Genomic DNA, 15551 nt, shown 5'->3' with positions numbered 1-15551 from the left:
CCCGCCGGTGCGGGCCGGCTCCGAGCCGGCCCAGGACCGGCGTGGCGACGGCGCCGCTGAGCAGCGCGACGGTCAGCGTCCACTGCGCGCTGCCGAGCGAGACGTGGAACGAGGTCGCCACGCTGGTGATGAGCGGCGCCCCGAGGCTGGCGACCGCCGCCACGACCGGAGCGATGAACATCAGGGCGGGGACGAGCAGCCGCGCCTCGGAACGCGCCACCGGGAACGCCTTCACCGCGCGACCCCGACCGGCCGCCCGGTCACTGCTTCGGCCCTTCGCGGTCCTGGTTTTCGAGCTCTTCCAGATGCTTCAGCGCCGGAAGGGCCGCCACCAGCGCCTCGACCTCGTCGCCGGTGAGCTCACCGATCAACCGCTCGAACGCTTGGACGCCCGCCTGGCGCCGCGTCCGGACATAGGAGGCGCCGGCCTCGGTCAGGCACACCAGCGTGACCCGCTTGTCGGCCTCGTCACCCCGCCGCTCGACCAGGCCGGACTCCTCCATCACCCGGACCAGGGCGGTCATCGCGGGCTGGGTGACGCCCTCGACCGCTGCCAGATCGGTGATGCGCCGCGGGCCGGTCCGGTCCAGGGTGGCCAGGGTGGCGGCGGACGTCAGGCTCATGTCCCGGGGCAGGCGTCTCGTGGCCCTGGTGGCCAGGCCGTAGAGGGCTGCCCCGATGGCGGCGGACGCGCCAGGAGCGGCGTCTTGACGACTCATGCCCGAAGCATAACATTTTTATATTCATAGCTTATGGAAACGGTCGACTGGCGCGGGTGATGATCTGCACCGAGGCGACCACGTCCGGCCCGAAGCTGTGATGGCCCAGAGACGGCCCAGACATGCGAAACGGCCTCTACCGCACGACAGAATCGTAGGTAGAGGCCGTTTTCGAACTAGACGGACATCTTCTTCTTGAGGTTCTCGTCCAGCGCGGCCAGGAAGTCCTGGGTGGTCAGCCACTCGGCGTCGCCGCCGACCAGCAGCGCGAGGTCCTTGGTCATCTGACCGCCCTCGACGGTCTCGACGCAGACCTGCTCCAGCGTGTTGGCGAACTCGGTCACCGCGGGGGTGTTGTCGAGCTTGCCGCGGTGGGCCAGGCCGCGCGTCCACGCGAAGATCGAGGCGATCGGGTTGGTGGAGGTCGGCTTGCCCTGCTGGTGCTGGCGGTAGTGCCGGGTCACCGTGCCGTGGGCGGCCTCGGCCTCGACGGTGCGGCCGTCGGGCGTCATCAGGACGGAGGTCATCAGGCCGAGCGAGCCGAATCCCTGCGCGACCGTGTCGGACTGGACGTCGCCGTCGTAGTTCTTGCACGCCCAGACGTAGCCGCCCTCCCACTTCAGGGCCGCGGCGACCATGTCGTCGATCAGGCGGTGCTCGTAGATCAGGCCGGCCTTCTCGAAGTCGGCCTTGAACTCGTTCTCGTAGACCTCGGCGAAGATGTCCTTGAAGCGGCCGTCGTACGCCTTGAGAATCGTGTTCTTCGTCGACAGGTAGACGGGGTAGTCGCGGGCCAGGCCGTACCGCATGGACGCGCGCGCGAAGTCGCGGATCGACTCGTCCAGGTTGTACATGGCCAGGGCGACACCCGGGCCGGGGAAGTCGTAGACGTCCAGCTCGATCGGCTCGGAGCCGTCCTTCGGGGTGAACGTCAGGGTCAGCGAGCCCTCACCGGGGATCTTCAGGTCCGTCGCGCGGTACTGGTCGCCGAACGCGTGACGGCCGACCACGATCGGCTTGGTCCAGCCCGGCACCAGCCGCGGCACGTTCGACATGATGATCGGCTCGCGGAAGATGACGCCGCCGAGGATGTTGCGGATCGTGCCGTTCGGCGACCGCCACATCTTCTTCAGGCCGAACTCCTCCACCCGCGCCTCGTCGGGAGTGATCGTGGCGCACTTCACACCCACGCCGTACTGCTTGATGGCGTTGGCGGCGTCGATGGTGACCTGGTCGTCCGTGGCGTCGCGATGCTCGATGCCGAGGTCGTAGTACTTCAGGTCGACGTCGAGGTAGGGCAGGATCAGCTGTTCCTTGATGAACTGCCAGATGATCCTGGTCATCTCGTCGCCGTCAAGCTCGACGACCGGACCCTCCACCTTGATCTTGGGCATGCGAATGGTTCCCCTTCAATGAATTGATGCGTCGAGGCTATCGGACCGCCAGGTCAGCGTGCGAAAAGGGACATGATGAGGGCCTTGAGCTCGTTGTTCCCCAGCAAGAGGGAGGTCAGCACGAGCACGAAGCCGAACACGCCCAGCGTGACGACGTCCGTCTTCCTGCTGCGCACGGCGAGCTGGCCGCCGTACCCCGCGAAGCGCAGGGCGGCGGCCACCATCACCGCGCCGCCCAGCGTGAACCCGCCCCACCGCGGGTCCACCAGCAGAGTCACGACGACGGCCACGACCGCACCCGCCAGGATCAGCGGGTACGGCCCCCAACTCTCATCCGACGGAGTCACCTTTCCTCGATCGGCTTCCACTTCTGGTCCCGCTCTCCGATGTACTCGCTGTCGGGACGGATCAGGCGGTTGTCGGCGTGCTGCTCGATCACGTGGGCCGTCCAGCCCGCCATGCGGCTGATCGAGAAGACCGGCGTGAACAGGTCCGTCGGGATGCCGAGGTAGTGGTAGACCGTCGCGGCGTAGAAGTCGACGTTCGGGTAGAGGCCCTTCGTCTCGAAGACGACCTCCTCCATCTCCTTGGACATCCGGTAGTACGTGTCGTCGCCCGACGCCTCCGCCAGCTCCTGCGACATGCGGCGCAGGTGCGTGGCCCGCGGATCCTCCGTCTTGTAGACCCGGTGGCCGAAGCCCATGATCTTCTCGTGGGCGTCCAGCTTCTCGCGGACCGAGCGGGCCACGTCGTCCGGTGAGAGCGACTCCAGGGTCTTCATGACCTGCTCGTTCGCGCCACCGTGCAGCGGGCCCTTGAGCGTGCCGATGGCGGCGACGATCGCGGAGTGCATGTCGGACAGCGTGGCGGCGCACACCCGGGCGGCGAACGTGGAGGCGTTCATCGTGTGGTCGGCGTGCAGCACGAGGCAGGTGTCGAAGAGCTCCACCTCGCGCGCCGCGGGCTCGCGGCCCGTGACCTGGAGCAGGAAGTTGCCCGCGATGCTCAGCTCCGGGTTCGGCTCCGGCGGGGTGCCCCCGGTGCGGGCCGCGTGGTAGCCGGCCACGAGCAGCGGCTGCTGGGCGGTCAGACGGGCGGCCTTGCGCAGGTTGGCGTCCGGGGCGATCGAGTCACGGTCGGCGTCGTCCGCGGCGGACAGGGAGACGAGGCTGCGCAGGGCCTCCATCGGTTTCTGCTTCTCGGCGATCTCGGCGATGTTCGCCGCGGCGAGCGCTCCGAGCTCGCGGCCACGCGCCAGCTCTTCCCCGAAGGCGCCGAGCTCCTCCCGGTTGGGGAGCTTGCCCCGCTGGAGCAGATGGGCGGTCTCTTCGAACGTCGCTCTGCCTGCCAGGTCGTGGATGTCGTATCCCCGGTAGAACAGGCGACCGGCCTTACCGTCGATGTCGCTCACTGCCGTGGACGCGGCTACGACGTCGGCCAGGCCTTTCGTGGGCTTGTCCGCCATGAGTGTTTCCTCCGGTTATCTTCGGTGGAAGTCTACCCGTGAGCAGGCAAAACCGTCTGCGAAGGTCCAGACCAATTTCACGCGTCATTCTCCTTATGGCAAAGGCGATTCCCCATCCCCTCGTTTGGGTAAGCCGGAGCTGTAGTAAGAGTTACGGCGGGCTACCTGGGGAGGAACTGCCGTGGAGGGGCCGTTCATACGCATCGAGGACACCGGCGAGGTCGTCCCGTTGCGCCCCGAGATCACGACGGTCGGAAGGGGCCGCGGTGTCGACATCCGGCTGACCGACCCCAGCGTGTCTCGGCTCCATGCCGAGTTCGTCAGGCGAGGACCCTACCTGTACGTCGTTGACCTGGGCCTGTCCCGCAACGGCACGCGGGTGAATGGCAGGCCGATCGCCCGGAGGGTCCTGGACGACGGCGACGTCGTCTCCTTCGGGGCGGCGCGCGGTCGCATCGGCGGCGTCCCCCGCGAGGACTTCGCCCCGGAGGTCGAGCTCCGCAGGGCGGCGGCGCCCGAGCTGACCAGGCGCGAGGTGGACGTCCTGACCTCGCTCTGCCGGCCGGCGCTGTCCGACGAGGCGTTCGTGGCCCCGGCGACGGCTCGGGAGATCGCCGACGACCTGGTCGTGACGGAGGCCGCGGTCAAGCAGCACCTGCTGCGGCTGTACCAGAAGTTCCGCATCCCGGAGGGCACCAACCGGCGCACCCGGCTGGCCAACGAGGTCGTCGCGCTGGGCCTGGTCCGGCCGACGCCCGTGGTGCCGCCACAGCGCACGGGCACCCCGGCCGACCAGCCGTCCGCGGCGGGGCGCCGGGCCTCGTAATCAGGCGAAGCGGATCGCGATCGGCGCCTCGGCGAGAGGCGCCGGCAGCGCCAGCGGATCGGAGCCCGGCGTCAGCGTGCCCAGCACGCGCGCCCCCGAGGCGCCCGTGCAGCTCGGCACGGTGGCGGGCAGGCCGTGCGCGGTCAGCCAGCCGAACAGCGAGAAGGCGATGGCCTCCTTGGCGCCGGCGGGCACGCCGAGCTCGTCGCTGGTGAGCAGCCGGGCGTCCGGCACGCGGGCGCGCAGCATGCCCATGAGCGTGGGATTGCGGACGCCGCCGCCCGACACGATCACCGTGTCGAGCCGGTGCCGGCGGATCTCGGCGGCCACGGTCTCGGCGGTCAGCGCCGTCAGCGTGGCCACCAGGTCGGGGAGCGGAAGGCCGGCTGTGACGTAGCCCGGCGCGAACAACTCTTTACCCGTGGACTTCGGCGGTTCCTTGGCGTAGTACGGCTCGGCCAGCAGCTCCGCCAGCAGCGTGTCGTCCACGGTCCCGGCCGCGCCGAGCGCTCCGTCCTCGTCGTACGGCGGGGCGGCGGCGTCGATGAGCGCGCACGCTGGCCCGGTGTCGTAGGCGATCGCGGGCTCGCGCACCGTCAGGTTGGCGATGCCGCCCAGGTTGAGCGCGCCGGAGCGGCCCGGCAGCCCGGCCATGAGCAGCAGGTCGAGGTACGACACGAGCGGCGCGCCCTGGCCGCCCGCCGCGACGTCGCGGGCCCGGACGTCCGAGACGACCGGCAGGCCGGTGCGCTCGGCGATCCAGGCGGGCTGGCCGAGCTGGAGCGTGCCCCTGACCCGGCCGTCCTCGACCCAGTGGAAGAGCGTCTGGCCGTGGGAGCAGATCAGCTCGGCCCGCGGCGCGCGCGCCGCGGCCTCGGCGAACGCCTGGCCGATGAGGGTGTCGAGCGCGCACACCTCGCCCATGTCCACCCGGTTCGGGGGCAGGGCGGCCACGATGCGGGCCCTCAGGCCGGGCTCGTACGGCTCCTCGCCGGTGTGCTCGACCACGCCGGTGAGGACGCCGTCGCTCAGCGACCAGTCCACGACGGCGCTGTCGATGCCGTCGTGCGAGGTGCCGGAGATGAGGCCCAGAACCCGCATCGCGCTCCCTTCCTCGTCAGAGCACCACGAAGCCGTTGCTCGGCTTGCTGGTCCGGTTGACCCGGTCCACGGCCACCACGTGGTAGTGGTCTCCCCGCTTGCCCTCGGGGTCGAGCCAGCGCACCTGCCGGTCGCCGGGGACGACGGCGACGAGGTTGCGGGCGTCGTCGAAGGCGCCTCGTCCGGGCCGCCCGGAGAAGCGGAAGATCGCGAACTGGAACGGCTCGTCCCGCCCGGTCGCGACCGCGCGCACCTCGACGCCGCCGGAACGGCGCAGCGCGTAGGCGAGCACGGGACGGCGCGGCGGCTCCCCGCCGGCCAGGCGCGGGACGACCGGGGCGAGCGCGGGGCGCGTGTAGTGGTTGTTGATCGCCGTGCTGATCGAGCCGATACGGTCGGCGCGCACGTCGTTGGCGTTGTACCAGATGTCGCCGGACACCTGCGGGTGCGCGCGGTTGAGCGTCAGGTGGTCGGACAGCTCCGCCGGGTCCTGCCAGTCGGCGGCCTGCGCCGGGTCTCCGGCCTTGTAGGCGGCCTGGCCGATCCACAGCAGCGTGTTGGTGCCGTCGGCCACGTCGGCCCACCACGGGACGAGCTTGGAGTAGTCGGCGGGCGGCTGTCCCATGTACCAGTAGAGCTGCGGCGCGATGTAGTCGAGCCAGCCCTTCTTCACCCAGCCGCGGGTGTCGGCGTGCAGGCCGTCGTACGACTGGCCGCCGCTGGTCTCGGAGCCGAGCGGGTCGCTGGCCTTGTTGCGCCAGATGCCCGACGGGCTGATGCCCCAGGCGACGTCCGGCTTGGCCTCGCGGACGCGCTGCTGCATCTCCGAGACCATGAGGTCGACGTTGTGCCGCCGCCAGGTGGCCAGGTCGGGGAAGCCGGCGCCGTACTGGGCGAAGGCGGCGCTGTCGTCGAAGGCCGTCGTGTTGGTCGGGTAGAAGTAGTCGTCGAAGTGCAGGCCGTCGATGTCGTAGCGGGTGAGCGCGTCGAGCATGGCGTCCTGGCAGAACTTGCGCACCTCCGGCAGGCCGGGGTTGTAGTAGAGCTTGCCGCCGAACGGCAGGATCCACTCGGGGTGCTTGCGGCCGGGGTGGTCGGGGTGCAGCTTGGAGGGGTCGGTCTGCATCGACACGCGGTACGGGTTGAACCAGGCATGGAAGGCCAGGCCGCGCTTGTGGGTCTCGGCCACGGCGAAGCCGAGCGGGTCGTAGCCGGGGTCCTGCCCCTGGACGCCGGTCAGCCAGTGCGACCACGGCTCGAACGGCGACGGCCAGAACGCGTCGGCGGTCGGCCGGATCTGCACGAACACCGAGTTGAGCTTGCGCTGCACGGCCAGGTCGAGCCAGGCGATGAACTCGGCCTTCTGCTCGTCGGCGGACAGCCCCTGCTTCGAGGGCCAGTTGATGTTGACCACCGACGCGATCCACATGCCGCGCATCTGGCGCAGCGGCGGGACGTACGCGGCCTCTGAGGCGGTGGCGGTCGTGGTCGGATCGGCGTAGGCGGGCAGCGGCACCGTGGACGCGGCTGCGGCGAGGGCGAGACCTTTGAGGACTGTCCTTCTGCTCGGCATGGGGGGTGGCCTCTCGGAAGCGGTTGTGTCGAGGGCGACGATGACAGAAAATTACCTTCAGTTCAATAATCGTGAAGGAAAATGCCGCGCACGCCTTCCGGGCGTCACCGGTGACATCATCGTCCGCCACAGCCGCCTGGTCACGGGACCGGCGAAGGAGGTCCCATGACCACTGACCTGTACGGGCTCGCCTCTGCCGTGCTGCAACCCGGCTACGACGGCCTGGAGGTGCCCGACTGGATGCGCCGGGCGCTGGGCGAGGGCCTCGGCGGGGTGGTGCTGTTCGCCCGCAACCGGCCGGACGCCGAGGTGGTGCGCCGCCTGCGTGCCGAGAACCCCGCCGTCGTCGTGGCCGTGGACGAGGAGGGCGGCGCGGTCACCCGGCTGGAGGTCGAACAGGGCAGCTCGTTCCCCGGAAACCGCGCCCTCGGCGTCGTGGACGACGTGGAGCTGACCGAGCGCGTCGGCCGCCAGATCGGCCGGATGCTGGCCGAGGCCGACATCACGCTCGACTACGCGCCCTCGGCCGACGTCAACGCCAACCCGGCCAACCCCGTCATCGGCGTCCGCTCGTTCGGCCCCGAGCCGGACCTGGTGGCCCGCCACACGGCCGCGTACGTGCGGGGCGTGCAAGGAGCCGGGGTCGCGGCCTGCGCCAAGCACTTCCCCGGGCACGGCGACACCACCACCGACTCGCACCTGGCGCTGCCCACCGTGCACGTCTCGCGGGAGACGCTGGCGGAGCGCGACCTGCCGCCGTTCCGCGCCGCCGTCGAGGCAGGCGTCCGGTCGATCATGTGCGGTCATCTGCTCGTCCCCGCCCTCGACCCCGGCGTGCCCGCGACGCTCAGCCGTACGATCCTGACCGAGCTCCTCAGGGGTGAGCTCGGCTTCGGCGGGATGCTCGTCACGGACGCCATCGAGATGCGGGCGGTCGCCGCGCTGCACTCCCCCGGCGAGATCGCGGTACGCGCGCTCGCGGCCGGCGCCGACGCCGTCTGCGCCGGACTGGTCACCGAGCAGGGCCTCACCGAGCTGCGTTCCGCCATCATGACGGCGGTCCGCGAGGGCGTCCTGCCCGAGGAGCGCCTGGCGGAGGCCGCGTCCCGGGTGCGCTCGGTCTCCCGCTGGTACGCCGAGCAGGCGGCGGCCCGCGAGAAGGCCGTCGCCGACGCCGACCCCGGCGTGGGCCTGGAGGCGGCCAGGGCGGCCCTGACCACGACCGGCACGGCCCGGCTCACCCGCCCGCCGCTCGTCGTGGAGGTCAACACGCGGCTCAGCCAGGCCGTGGACCCGTCCATGCCGACGGGCCTCACGGCGGCGCTGGCCGAACTGCTGCCGGGTACCGAGCGGGTGCGGATGACCGACGGGGGCGAGCTGCCGCCGTTCGGCGAGCGGCCCGTCGTCCTCGCCGTCCACGACGCGGCCCGGCACGCCTGGGTCCGGGAACGGGTGGAGCAGGCCGTACGGGCGCGGCCGGACACGATCGTGGTGGACACCGGCATCGCCGGGCCGCCCCAGGGCGCGGCGCACGTCGCCACGCACGGCATCTCCCGCGTTTCGGCGCGCGCGGCGGCCGAATGGCTGACCCGATGAGCGACCTCACCGCCCCCGCCCCGTCCACGGACCCGCCTGAGGGGTCCGCCCGCGCGAGCCGGGCCGCCTCGCCGCCCGAGCCCGCCAACCCGGCCGCCGCCGTCCGGGCCGTGCTCCCGTCCCTCACCCCGGCGGCGCGGGCCATCGCGCGCATCATCCTCGACGACCCCGAGCTGGTGGTGCGCAGCACGATCACCGAGTTCAGCGCGGTGTCCGGCACCAGCGAGGCGACGATCGTCCGCACGGCCCGGGTCCTCGGCTACAGCGGCTACTCCCAGCTACGGTTCGCGCTGGCGGCGGCCGTGGCGGTCGCCAAGGAGCCCGAACGCCTCGTACCTGGCGACCTCGGCCCCGAGGACCCGCTCACCGACGTGATCGCCAAGGTGGCGCGGGCCGAATCCGAGGCGCTGGCGGACACGGCCGCCCAGCTCGACCCCGGCCGGCTCGGCGAGGTGGTCACGGCCATCGCCGCCGCCCGCCGCGTGGACGTCTACGGGGTCGGCGCGTCCGGCCTGGTGGCGGCGGACATGTCGCAGAAGCTGCTGCGGATCGGCCTGTCGACCCACCCGTTCGCGGACGCCCACCTGGCGCTGACCAGCGCCGCGCTGCTCAAGGAGGGCGACGTGGCCGTGGCCATCAGCTGCAGCGGCGAGACGCCGGACGTGCTCGTCCCGGCCCGCACGGCGGCCGAGGCCGGCGCCACTGTCGTGGGCATCACCAACAACCCGCGCTCGACGCTGGCCGGTCTGGCGCACCACACGATGGTGTCGGCGGGACGGGAGACCGCGTTCCGCCCGGGGGCGCTGGCCAGCCGCATCAGCCAGCTCCTGATCGTGGACTGCGTGTTCGTCGGGCTCGCCCAGCGCACGTACGACACGGCCGACGCCGCCATCCGCGCCACCCGCCAAGCCACGGAACGCTACCGCCTCCGCTGACCTCTCCTCGAAAGCATGGTCCTCGCGGGGGCCTCAAAAGCATGGTCCGAGCAGGAGCGCGCGTTCCAGACGATCAGCACGCTCATGGGCGGGCAACCGCTCACCCCGCAGGTCCGCGCGGCATTGTTCCGCGCGCTGCCGATGATCGACGGCGTCTCGGTCAAGCAGGACGCCGTGGACGCGGCGGGCCGCCACGGTGTCGCGTTCGCCTACACCGGGACGCGGGAACGTTCCGAGATCATCGTCGACGCCGAGGACTACCGCTTCCTCGGCCTCTACGGCGAGAACCTCGCCGACCGGCCGTTCCCCGAGGAGGCCGGCGCGGCAGCGTCCCTCCCCAGCGGGGCGGACGGAACCGTCAAGGCCGGTGCTCCTCTGGTGTGGAGCGCGCAACTGGAGACGAAGGTCGTCGACAAGCCGGGGGCCCGTCCCCAGCAGTAGGCGCCCCGCCGGGAGCGGACGGCGACCGCCGGGCGGTACGCCATGGACGCGTACCGCCCGGCGGTCCCCTCCCGTGCGTGGACGGCGACGCGCGCGGACGGTGATCCCGGTGGGTAGGGTCGATCGCAGAGCCGGGGGAAGGGCTGGTGACGCCGTGGCCGACTCCGATGGGCGCGACCTGCGGTTGCGCGCGTACTGGGACCGCCAGGCCGTGACCTATGACCGGCAGATGGCGTTCGCCGAGCGCCGCTTCTTCGGCGACACCCGCGAGTGGCTCTGCCGCCAGGCCTCGGGTGAGACGCTGGAGGTCGCGATCGGCACCGGCCTCAACCTCGCGCACTACCCGGACGACGTGCGGCTGACCGGCGTGGAGTGGAGCGAGGCGATGCTCGCGGCGGCCGGGCGCCGCGCCCGGTCACTCGGCGTGCCGGCCGACCTCCGGCAGGCCGACGCGCAGGCGCTGCCGTTCCCCGACGCCTGCTTCGACACGGTGGTCTGCACGTTCGCGCTGTGCGCGATCCCCGACGCGTTGCGGGCGCTCGCCGAGATGAACCGCGTGCTGCGGCCGGGCGGCCTGCTCCTGCTGGCCGACCACGTCGCCTCGTCCTCCTGGCCGATCCGGGTCCTGCAGGCGGCGGCCGACCTGGTGAGCGTTCCGTTGCAGGGCGAGCACTTCCGCCGCCGGCCGCTGCCGCTGGTCACCGGCATGGGCTTCGCGGTGGAGCGGCACCACCGGTTCAAGCTCGGCGTGATCGAACGCTTCGCCGCCCGCAAACCCGCCGCCTGACGACGGCTCACGGGCAGCCGGCGGGCTCGATGTCGATCATGACGATCTTGCTGTGCTGGTATCCCTCCAGATCTGTGTCGTTCCACGGCTCTCCGGGCCTGATCCGGTTGAACCTGAACGTGCCGTTCGTCTCGTTCGCCCCGACGGTGAGCCTGACCGCGGTGGGCGGGTCCAGGGCGTAGACGCCCTTGCCGAACTCCAGGGCGAACGCGACCCCGTGCACGAGCAGGGTCCGCTGGTCCTCCTCGCTGATCCACGGAGCGCCCTCGTCGTCCAGGACGACCTCGACCGGGACGTAGTCCTCCAGGTGGAAGGACATCAGGGTGTGCTCCCAATGCGTGAGCTCCCCGAACATTCCGGGGGCGTCCTCGGCGCTCTCCGCCTCGGACGCCCAGGTCACCACCTCGCCCCGGCGGACGATGCCGTCCGCCAGCCACTCCCGGAGGCCGGGGGCCAGGCCGCCCGGCGGCTCGGCGGCCGCCGGCCCGTCCAGGATGCCGAGCAGTTCGGCCGCGGCGTCGTTCATCCTCACGGTCAGCACCCTCCCCATGATCGCAGGCGCAACATCTGGTGACTACTCGTTTTTGAGTACTCGTCTTGACCACCTTCGGCTACTCGTGTTTGAGTAGTCGTATGCGAGCGACACGCCTCTTCATCCTCGGCGCACTGGCCGACGGCGGGCCCATGCACGGGCACAAGATCCGGGCCGCCGCGCAGCTCGACCGGGTCGAGCTGTGGGCGGACGTCAAGCCCGGCTCCCTGTACGGGGCGTTGCGGCGGATGGCGGACGAGGGGGTCATCGAGGTGGTCCGCACCGAGCAGGAGGGCAACCTGCCGGCGCGCACCGTGTACGGGATCACCGGCAAGGGACGGGCCGAACTGGCGACGCTGATCCGGTCCGTCCTCGCCGACACCAGCCTGCGGCCCGATCCGATCCAGCTCGTGCTGCTGCACCGCGGGGAGATCGGCGCCGGGGAGCTGCGTGACGCCGCCCAGGCCCGGCGCGACTCCTACGCCCGTCAGCTCGACTTCTGGCGGCGGCTGCGCGCCGAGGCCACGCCGCACCTGACCCGGCTGGAGGCCGTCGCGTTCGACCACAGCCTGGTGCGGCTGGAGGCGGAGGTGACCTGGCACGACCGCCTGCTCGCGGAGCTGGACGACATGGCGGCCGAGCAGGAGTGACGGCCGGCTACGGGCGGGGCTCCGAGGCGTGACGACCCCGCGCCCACCGGCCTCCCGGGTGCGGGGGCCGGTCCTGAAAGGAAGGCAGGAAAGATCATGAGAGATCTGGACGTCGCCGTCATCGGCGGCGGGATCGGCGGGCTCTGCCTGGCGCAGGGCCTGAGGCGGGCCGGCGTGCGCGTCACCGTGTACGAGCGTGACGGCACGGCCGACTCACGGCTCCAGGGGTTCCGGCTGAACATCGAGCCGACCGGCGGCGTCGCCCTGCACGCCTGTCTGCCGCCCGCCCTGTGGGAGGTGCTGGTGGCGACCGCGGGCGATCCGGGGCCGGGCATCGGGTTCCTGGACGAGCGGATGCGGCCGCTGGTCATGATCGGCGAGGAGGACCCGGGGCGCGACCCGCTCGACCCCGCGACGGGCGGCCACGCGGTCAGCCGCGTCACCTTACGCAAGCTGCTGCTGGCCGGGTTGGACGACGTGGTCCGCTTCGGCAAGGAGTTCACCGGCATGGCACCTGCCGGCGACGGGACGGCGGTCACGGCGACGTTCTCCGACGGGACCAGCGCCACCGCCGACGTGCTCGTCGCCGCCGACGGCGCGAACTCGCGGGTCTGGGGCCAGCTCCACCCCGAGGCCGGACGCGCGGAGCTGCCCGCCGTGGCCGTGGGCGGCAAGCTGATCCTCACCGAGGAGAACCGGCGCTGGCTGCCGGAACGGCTGCTCTCCCGCCCGAACATCTTCTGGCCGCGCCGCGACTTCCTCTTCACCGCGATCTTCCGCCGGCGCGAGCAGCCGGAGGCCATCATCGACCGGCTCGGTGACCGGGTGCGCGCGCTCGGGCTCGACCTCGAGCACCTGCTGGCCGACTCGCGCGACGACGACTACGTCCTGTGGGCCTACATCGCCCACCGCGACACCTTCCCGCCGGGGTTCGGCACGATGGACCGGGCCGAGGTGCGGGAGATGCTGGCCGCGCGGACCGCGGACTGGCATCCCGACCTGCGGCGCCTCATCACGGAGTCCCGGCCGGACGACCTCCTCCCCACCCGCTTCAGCGCCGCCCGCCCGCCCGGGTCACGGGACCACGGCCCCGTCACGGGGCTCGGCGACGCCGTCCACCACATGCCACCGGTCGGGGGACTCGGCGGCAACACGGCCCTGCGCGACGCGCAGCGGCTCTGCGCCGCGCTCACCGCCGTACGCGGCGGGGAGAAACCGCTGCTCCAGGCGTTGCGGGACTACGAGGAGGACATGCTGCGGCACGGGTTCGACACGGTCCGCGAGGCCGTGCGCAACACCGAGGCGGCCATCACCCGCAACGCGTTGAAGCGGTCCGCGGCCCGGGGGTTCTTCCGGGCCTGCGGAGCCGTGCCGCCCCTGGGCCGCGCGGTGCTCAACTGAAGTACCCGAGGTCGGCCAGCCTCAGCAGGAACCTCCTGGCCGCGGCCCTGGTGAGGCCCGTCGCGCGGGCCACCTCGCTCGGCGTCAGCTCGGGGGGCGTGGCGCTGAACGCCCGGATGACCGCGAGGCGGAGTTGGTGATCGGGAGCCCGGGGCTGGGGCTGGAGATCCAGCAGGCGCAGAACGGCGGGGCCGTGGACACCGTCTACGCGCTGATCGTGCTGGCCGGGCTGGTGGGGATCGGGGTCAACTCGGCGGTCCGGCTGCTGGAGCGCCGGGTCCTGGTCTGGTACCACGGCAGCGGAGCCGCCCGTGCTTGAGATCTCGGGACTGCGCCGCACGTACGAGAGCCCGAACCGGACCGTGGAGGCCATCCGCTCGATCACCTTCGACGTGGGCGCGGGCGAGCTGGTGTGCGTGGTCGGGCCGTCGGGGTGCGGCAAGACCATGCTGCTGCGCTGCGTCGCCGGGCTGCCGCCGGTCACCGGCGGCCGGGTGCGGGTGGCCGGCGTGCCGGTCACGGGGCCGCCGCCGCGGGCGGCCGTGGTGTTCCAGGAGTACGGGCGCAGCCTGTTCCCGTGGATGACCGTGCGGGAGAACATCGAGCTGCCGCTGAAGGAAAGCGGGTGCCGGCCCCCCGGCGGGCCGAGCTGGTGTACGGTTCGCTGCACGCGGCCGTGGACGCCCAGACCCGGGCGGACCTGGAGGACCTCATCCTTGCGCTCTGGCGGGACCTCGGGGTGACCACGCTGTTCGTCACCCACGACTTCGACGAGGCCGTGTACCTCGGGCAGCGGGTCGTCGTGCTGTCGTCGTCGCCGACGGGCGTCCTGGAGGACGTGAAGATCGACCTGCCCGCCGTACGGGACCAGCTCGGCACGCGCTCGCCGGCGCGGTTCGGAGAGCTGCGCGGTCACGTGTACGAGCGGATCCAGCGCGCGAGGGAGAAACTGTGAGCGTACGCGGCGGGGGACGGGGTCCGGGGGGCACGGTCAGCGTGCGGGAGGTGACCTTCGACGTTCTGCGGCGGGCCGGGCTGACCACGGTCTTCGCCAATCCGGGGTCCACCGAGGTCGCGCTGCTGGGCGGCCTGCCCGACGACCTGAGGTTCGTGCTGGCGCTGCACGAGGGCTCCGTGGTGGGCATGGCCACCGGGTGGGCGATGGGGCACGACGCGCCGGCGCTCGCCGTGCTGCACACCACGGCCGGGCTCGGCAACGCGGTGGGCGCCATCGCGACCGCCCGCGTCAACCGGGTGCCGCTGGTCGTCCTCGTGGGCCAGCAGGACCGCCGGCACCTGGCGCTGGAGCCGTTCCTCGCGGGGCGGCTGGCCGGGCTGGCGGGCGACTACCCGGTGTGGGTGGACCAGCCGGTCCGGGCCCAGGACGTGCCGGGGGCCGTGGCGCGGGCCGCCCACGAGGCGGTCACGTTCCGGGGGCCGGCGCTGGTGGTCGTCCCGATGAACGACTGGGACGCGCCGTACGAGGGGGAGATCCTGGCGGCGCCGGCCCGACTGCTGCGCCCGCCCGCCCGTCCCGGAGCCGCCTCGGACGACGCGGCGGCCTCGGGCGCCGGCGGTCACCTGGACGGCGAGCTGGCACCGCTGGCCGAGCTGGTCGGCGGGGCGCGGGTGCCGGTCATCGTGGCGGGCGCGGGGGCGTGCCGCGCGTGGGAGCCGCTGGTCGCGCTCGCCGAGCGGCTCGGGTGCCCGGTGTGGCAGGAGCCGTTCGGGGCGCGGGCCGGGTTCCCCCAGGACCATCCGCTGTTCGCGGGCGTGCTGCCCGCCGATCGCCCGCGGCTGCGGGCGGCGCTGGCGGGACACGACGTGGTGCTCGCCGTGGGCGCGCCGATCTTCCGGCAGTACTCGTACACGCCGGGACCGCTGGTGGAGCCGGGCACGCTGGTGGCGCTGGTCACGGACGACCCGTCGGAGGCGCATCGCAGCCCGGCCGACCTGGCCTGCCTGGCGGACCCGGCCGCGACCTGCGCCCGCCTGGCCGCCCTGCTCCCCGCCCGTACCGCTTCAGCCGGCCCTGCTCCGGCCCATGCCGCTTCGCCCGCCCCTGCTCCGGCCGTCCCCGCTCCGGCCCATGCCGCCGAGCGCCCGGCCGCGCGGGTGCGGTCCGCGTGGG

Annotated in this window: 18 protein-coding genes and 2 pseudogenes; 11 read left to right on the top strand and 9 right to left on the bottom strand. The window is 72.4% G+C overall.

The window, feature by feature from the left end; all coding sequences use genetic code 11:
* The 5 genes and pseudogenes from AB0H81_RS38325 to AB0H81_RS38305 all read right to left on the bottom strand — a co-directional run.
* Nucleotides 1-220 (bottom strand): annotated as a pseudogene (locus tag AB0H81_RS38325) (MFS transporter); the annotation flags it as partial.
* A 40-nt stretch (nucleotides 221-260) separates the two neighbouring features.
* Nucleotides 261-719, bottom strand: coding sequence for a MarR family transcriptional regulator (locus AB0H81_RS38320; RefSeq protein ID WP_358385227.1), 459 nt, complete (start codon nucleotides 717-719; stop codon nucleotides 261-263).
* A gap of 176 nt (nucleotides 720-895) precedes the next feature.
* Nucleotides 896-2113, bottom strand: coding sequence for an NADP-dependent isocitrate dehydrogenase (locus AB0H81_RS38315; protein WP_358385224.1), 1218 nt, complete (start codon nucleotides 2111-2113; stop codon nucleotides 896-898).
* A gap of 53 nt (nucleotides 2114-2166) precedes the next feature.
* A complete protein-coding gene (locus AB0H81_RS38310) occupies nucleotides 2167-2460 on the bottom strand; it encodes a DUF3017 domain-containing protein (protein ID WP_358385221.1) in 294 nt (97 codons plus the stop codon).
* Nucleotides 2457-3578, bottom strand: a complete 1122-nt coding sequence (locus AB0H81_RS38305) for a citrate/2-methylcitrate synthase (protein WP_358385218.1) — start codon at nucleotides 3576-3578, stop codon at nucleotides 2457-2459. The genes AB0H81_RS38310 and AB0H81_RS38305 overlap by 4 nt, the downstream gene beginning before the upstream one ends.
* A gap of 181 nt (nucleotides 3579-3759) precedes the next feature.
* Here AB0H81_RS38305 and AB0H81_RS38300 point away from each other — a divergent pair, with 181 nt between their 5' ends.
* The gene (locus AB0H81_RS38300) at nucleotides 3760-4404 is read left to right on the top strand and encodes an FHA domain-containing protein (RefSeq protein WP_253768097.1); all 645 of its coding nucleotides are present in this window, start codon (nucleotides 3760-3762) and stop codon (nucleotides 4402-4404) included.
* Here the strand turns inward: AB0H81_RS38300 and AB0H81_RS38295 are convergent, their stop codons facing one another.
* Nucleotides 4405-5505, bottom strand: coding sequence for an anhydro-N-acetylmuramic acid kinase (locus AB0H81_RS38295; protein WP_358385215.1), 1101 nt, complete (start codon nucleotides 5503-5505; stop codon nucleotides 4405-4407).
* A gap of 16 nt (nucleotides 5506-5521) precedes the next feature.
* Nucleotides 5522-7078: a family 10 glycosylhydrolase gene (locus tag AB0H81_RS38290; protein WP_358385212.1), complete on the bottom strand. Its 1557-nt coding sequence runs from the start codon at nucleotides 7076-7078 to the stop codon at nucleotides 5522-5524.
* Between the two features lie 165 nt (nucleotides 7079-7243).
* Here AB0H81_RS38290 and AB0H81_RS38285 point away from each other — a divergent pair, with 165 nt between their 5' ends.
* The 4 genes from AB0H81_RS38285 (at nucleotide 7244) to AB0H81_RS38270 (ending at nucleotide 10837) form a co-directional block, all read left to right on the top strand.
* Nucleotides 7244-8674 (top strand): glycoside hydrolase family 3 protein, encoded by a 1431-nt coding sequence (locus AB0H81_RS38285; RefSeq protein WP_358385209.1) that lies wholly within the window; start codon nucleotides 7244-7246, stop codon nucleotides 8672-8674.
* Nucleotides 8671-9609: a MurR/RpiR family transcriptional regulator gene (locus tag AB0H81_RS38280; protein WP_358385206.1), complete on the top strand. Its 939-nt coding sequence runs from the start codon at nucleotides 8671-8673 to the stop codon at nucleotides 9607-9609. The genes AB0H81_RS38285 and AB0H81_RS38280 overlap by 4 nt, the downstream gene beginning before the upstream one ends.
* 15 nt (nucleotides 9610-9624) lie before the next feature.
* A complete protein-coding gene (locus tag AB0H81_RS38275; RefSeq protein WP_358385203.1) occupies nucleotides 9625-10050 on the top strand; it encodes a hypothetical protein in 426 nt (141 codons plus the stop codon).
* A 154-nt stretch (nucleotides 10051-10204) separates the two neighbouring features.
* The gene (locus AB0H81_RS38270; RefSeq protein WP_358385201.1) at nucleotides 10205-10837 is read left to right on the top strand and encodes a class I SAM-dependent methyltransferase; all 633 of its coding nucleotides are present in this window, start codon (nucleotides 10205-10207) and stop codon (nucleotides 10835-10837) included.
* A gap of 7 nt (nucleotides 10838-10844) precedes the next feature.
* On the opposite strand, the gene AB0H81_RS38265 is transcribed toward AB0H81_RS38270, so the two are convergent.
* Complete coding sequence (locus AB0H81_RS38265) at nucleotides 10845-11378, bottom strand: hypothetical protein (protein ID WP_358385198.1); 534 nt, start codon at nucleotides 11376-11378, stop codon at nucleotides 10845-10847.
* A 92-nt stretch (nucleotides 11379-11470) separates the two neighbouring features.
* Between AB0H81_RS38265 and AB0H81_RS38260 the strand changes: the two genes are divergently transcribed.
* Both AB0H81_RS38260 and AB0H81_RS38255 read left to right on the top strand, forming a co-directional pair.
* On the top strand, nucleotides 11471-12019 hold the full coding sequence (locus tag AB0H81_RS38260; RefSeq protein ID WP_358385195.1) for a PadR family transcriptional regulator: 549 nt from the start codon (nucleotides 11471-11473) through the stop codon (nucleotides 12017-12019).
* Nucleotides 12020-12115: 96 nt separating this feature from the next.
* Nucleotides 12116-13420, top strand: coding sequence for an FAD-dependent monooxygenase (locus AB0H81_RS38255; protein ID WP_358385192.1), 1305 nt, complete (start codon nucleotides 12116-12118; stop codon nucleotides 13418-13420).
* A gap of 1 nt (nucleotide 13421) precedes the next feature.
* On the opposite strand, the pseudogene AB0H81_RS38250 reads toward AB0H81_RS38255, so the two are convergent.
* A pseudogene (locus AB0H81_RS38250) lies at nucleotides 13422-13601 on the bottom strand (helix-turn-helix domain-containing protein); the annotation flags it as partial.
* Between AB0H81_RS38250 and AB0H81_RS38245 the strand changes: the two are divergent.
* The 4 genes from AB0H81_RS38245 to AB0H81_RS38230 form a co-directional block, all read left to right on the top strand.
* The gene (locus tag AB0H81_RS38245) at nucleotides 13557-13739 is read left to right on the top strand and encodes a hypothetical protein (RefSeq protein ID WP_358385230.1); all 183 of its coding nucleotides are present in this window, start codon (nucleotides 13557-13559) and stop codon (nucleotides 13737-13739) included. The pseudogene AB0H81_RS38250 and the gene AB0H81_RS38245 overlap by 45 nt on opposite strands.
* Nucleotides 13732-14163, top strand: a complete 432-nt coding sequence (locus AB0H81_RS38240) for an ATP-binding cassette domain-containing protein (RefSeq protein WP_358385189.1) — start codon at nucleotides 13732-13734, stop codon at nucleotides 14161-14163. Before AB0H81_RS38245 ends, AB0H81_RS38240 begins: the two co-directional genes overlap by 8 nt.
* Nucleotides 14160-14375 carry a hypothetical protein gene (locus AB0H81_RS38235; protein ID WP_358385186.1) on the top strand — a complete coding sequence of 72 codons (216 nt, stop codon included), beginning with the start codon at nucleotides 14160-14162 and terminating at the stop codon, nucleotides 14373-14375. The genes AB0H81_RS38240 and AB0H81_RS38235 overlap by 4 nt, the downstream gene beginning before the upstream one ends.
* Before the next feature lie 50 nt (nucleotides 14376-14425).
* Nucleotides 14426-15551: thiamine pyrophosphate-binding protein (locus AB0H81_RS38230; RefSeq protein ID WP_358385183.1), on the top strand; the 1126-nt coding region annotated here is incomplete at its 3' end.

The organism is Nonomuraea sp. NPDC050691, assembly GCF_040654455.1.
GTDB lineage: Bacteria > Actinomycetota > Actinomycetes > Streptosporangiales > Streptosporangiaceae > Nonomuraea.
This window is presented reverse-complemented; position numbering and strand designations above follow the sequence as displayed.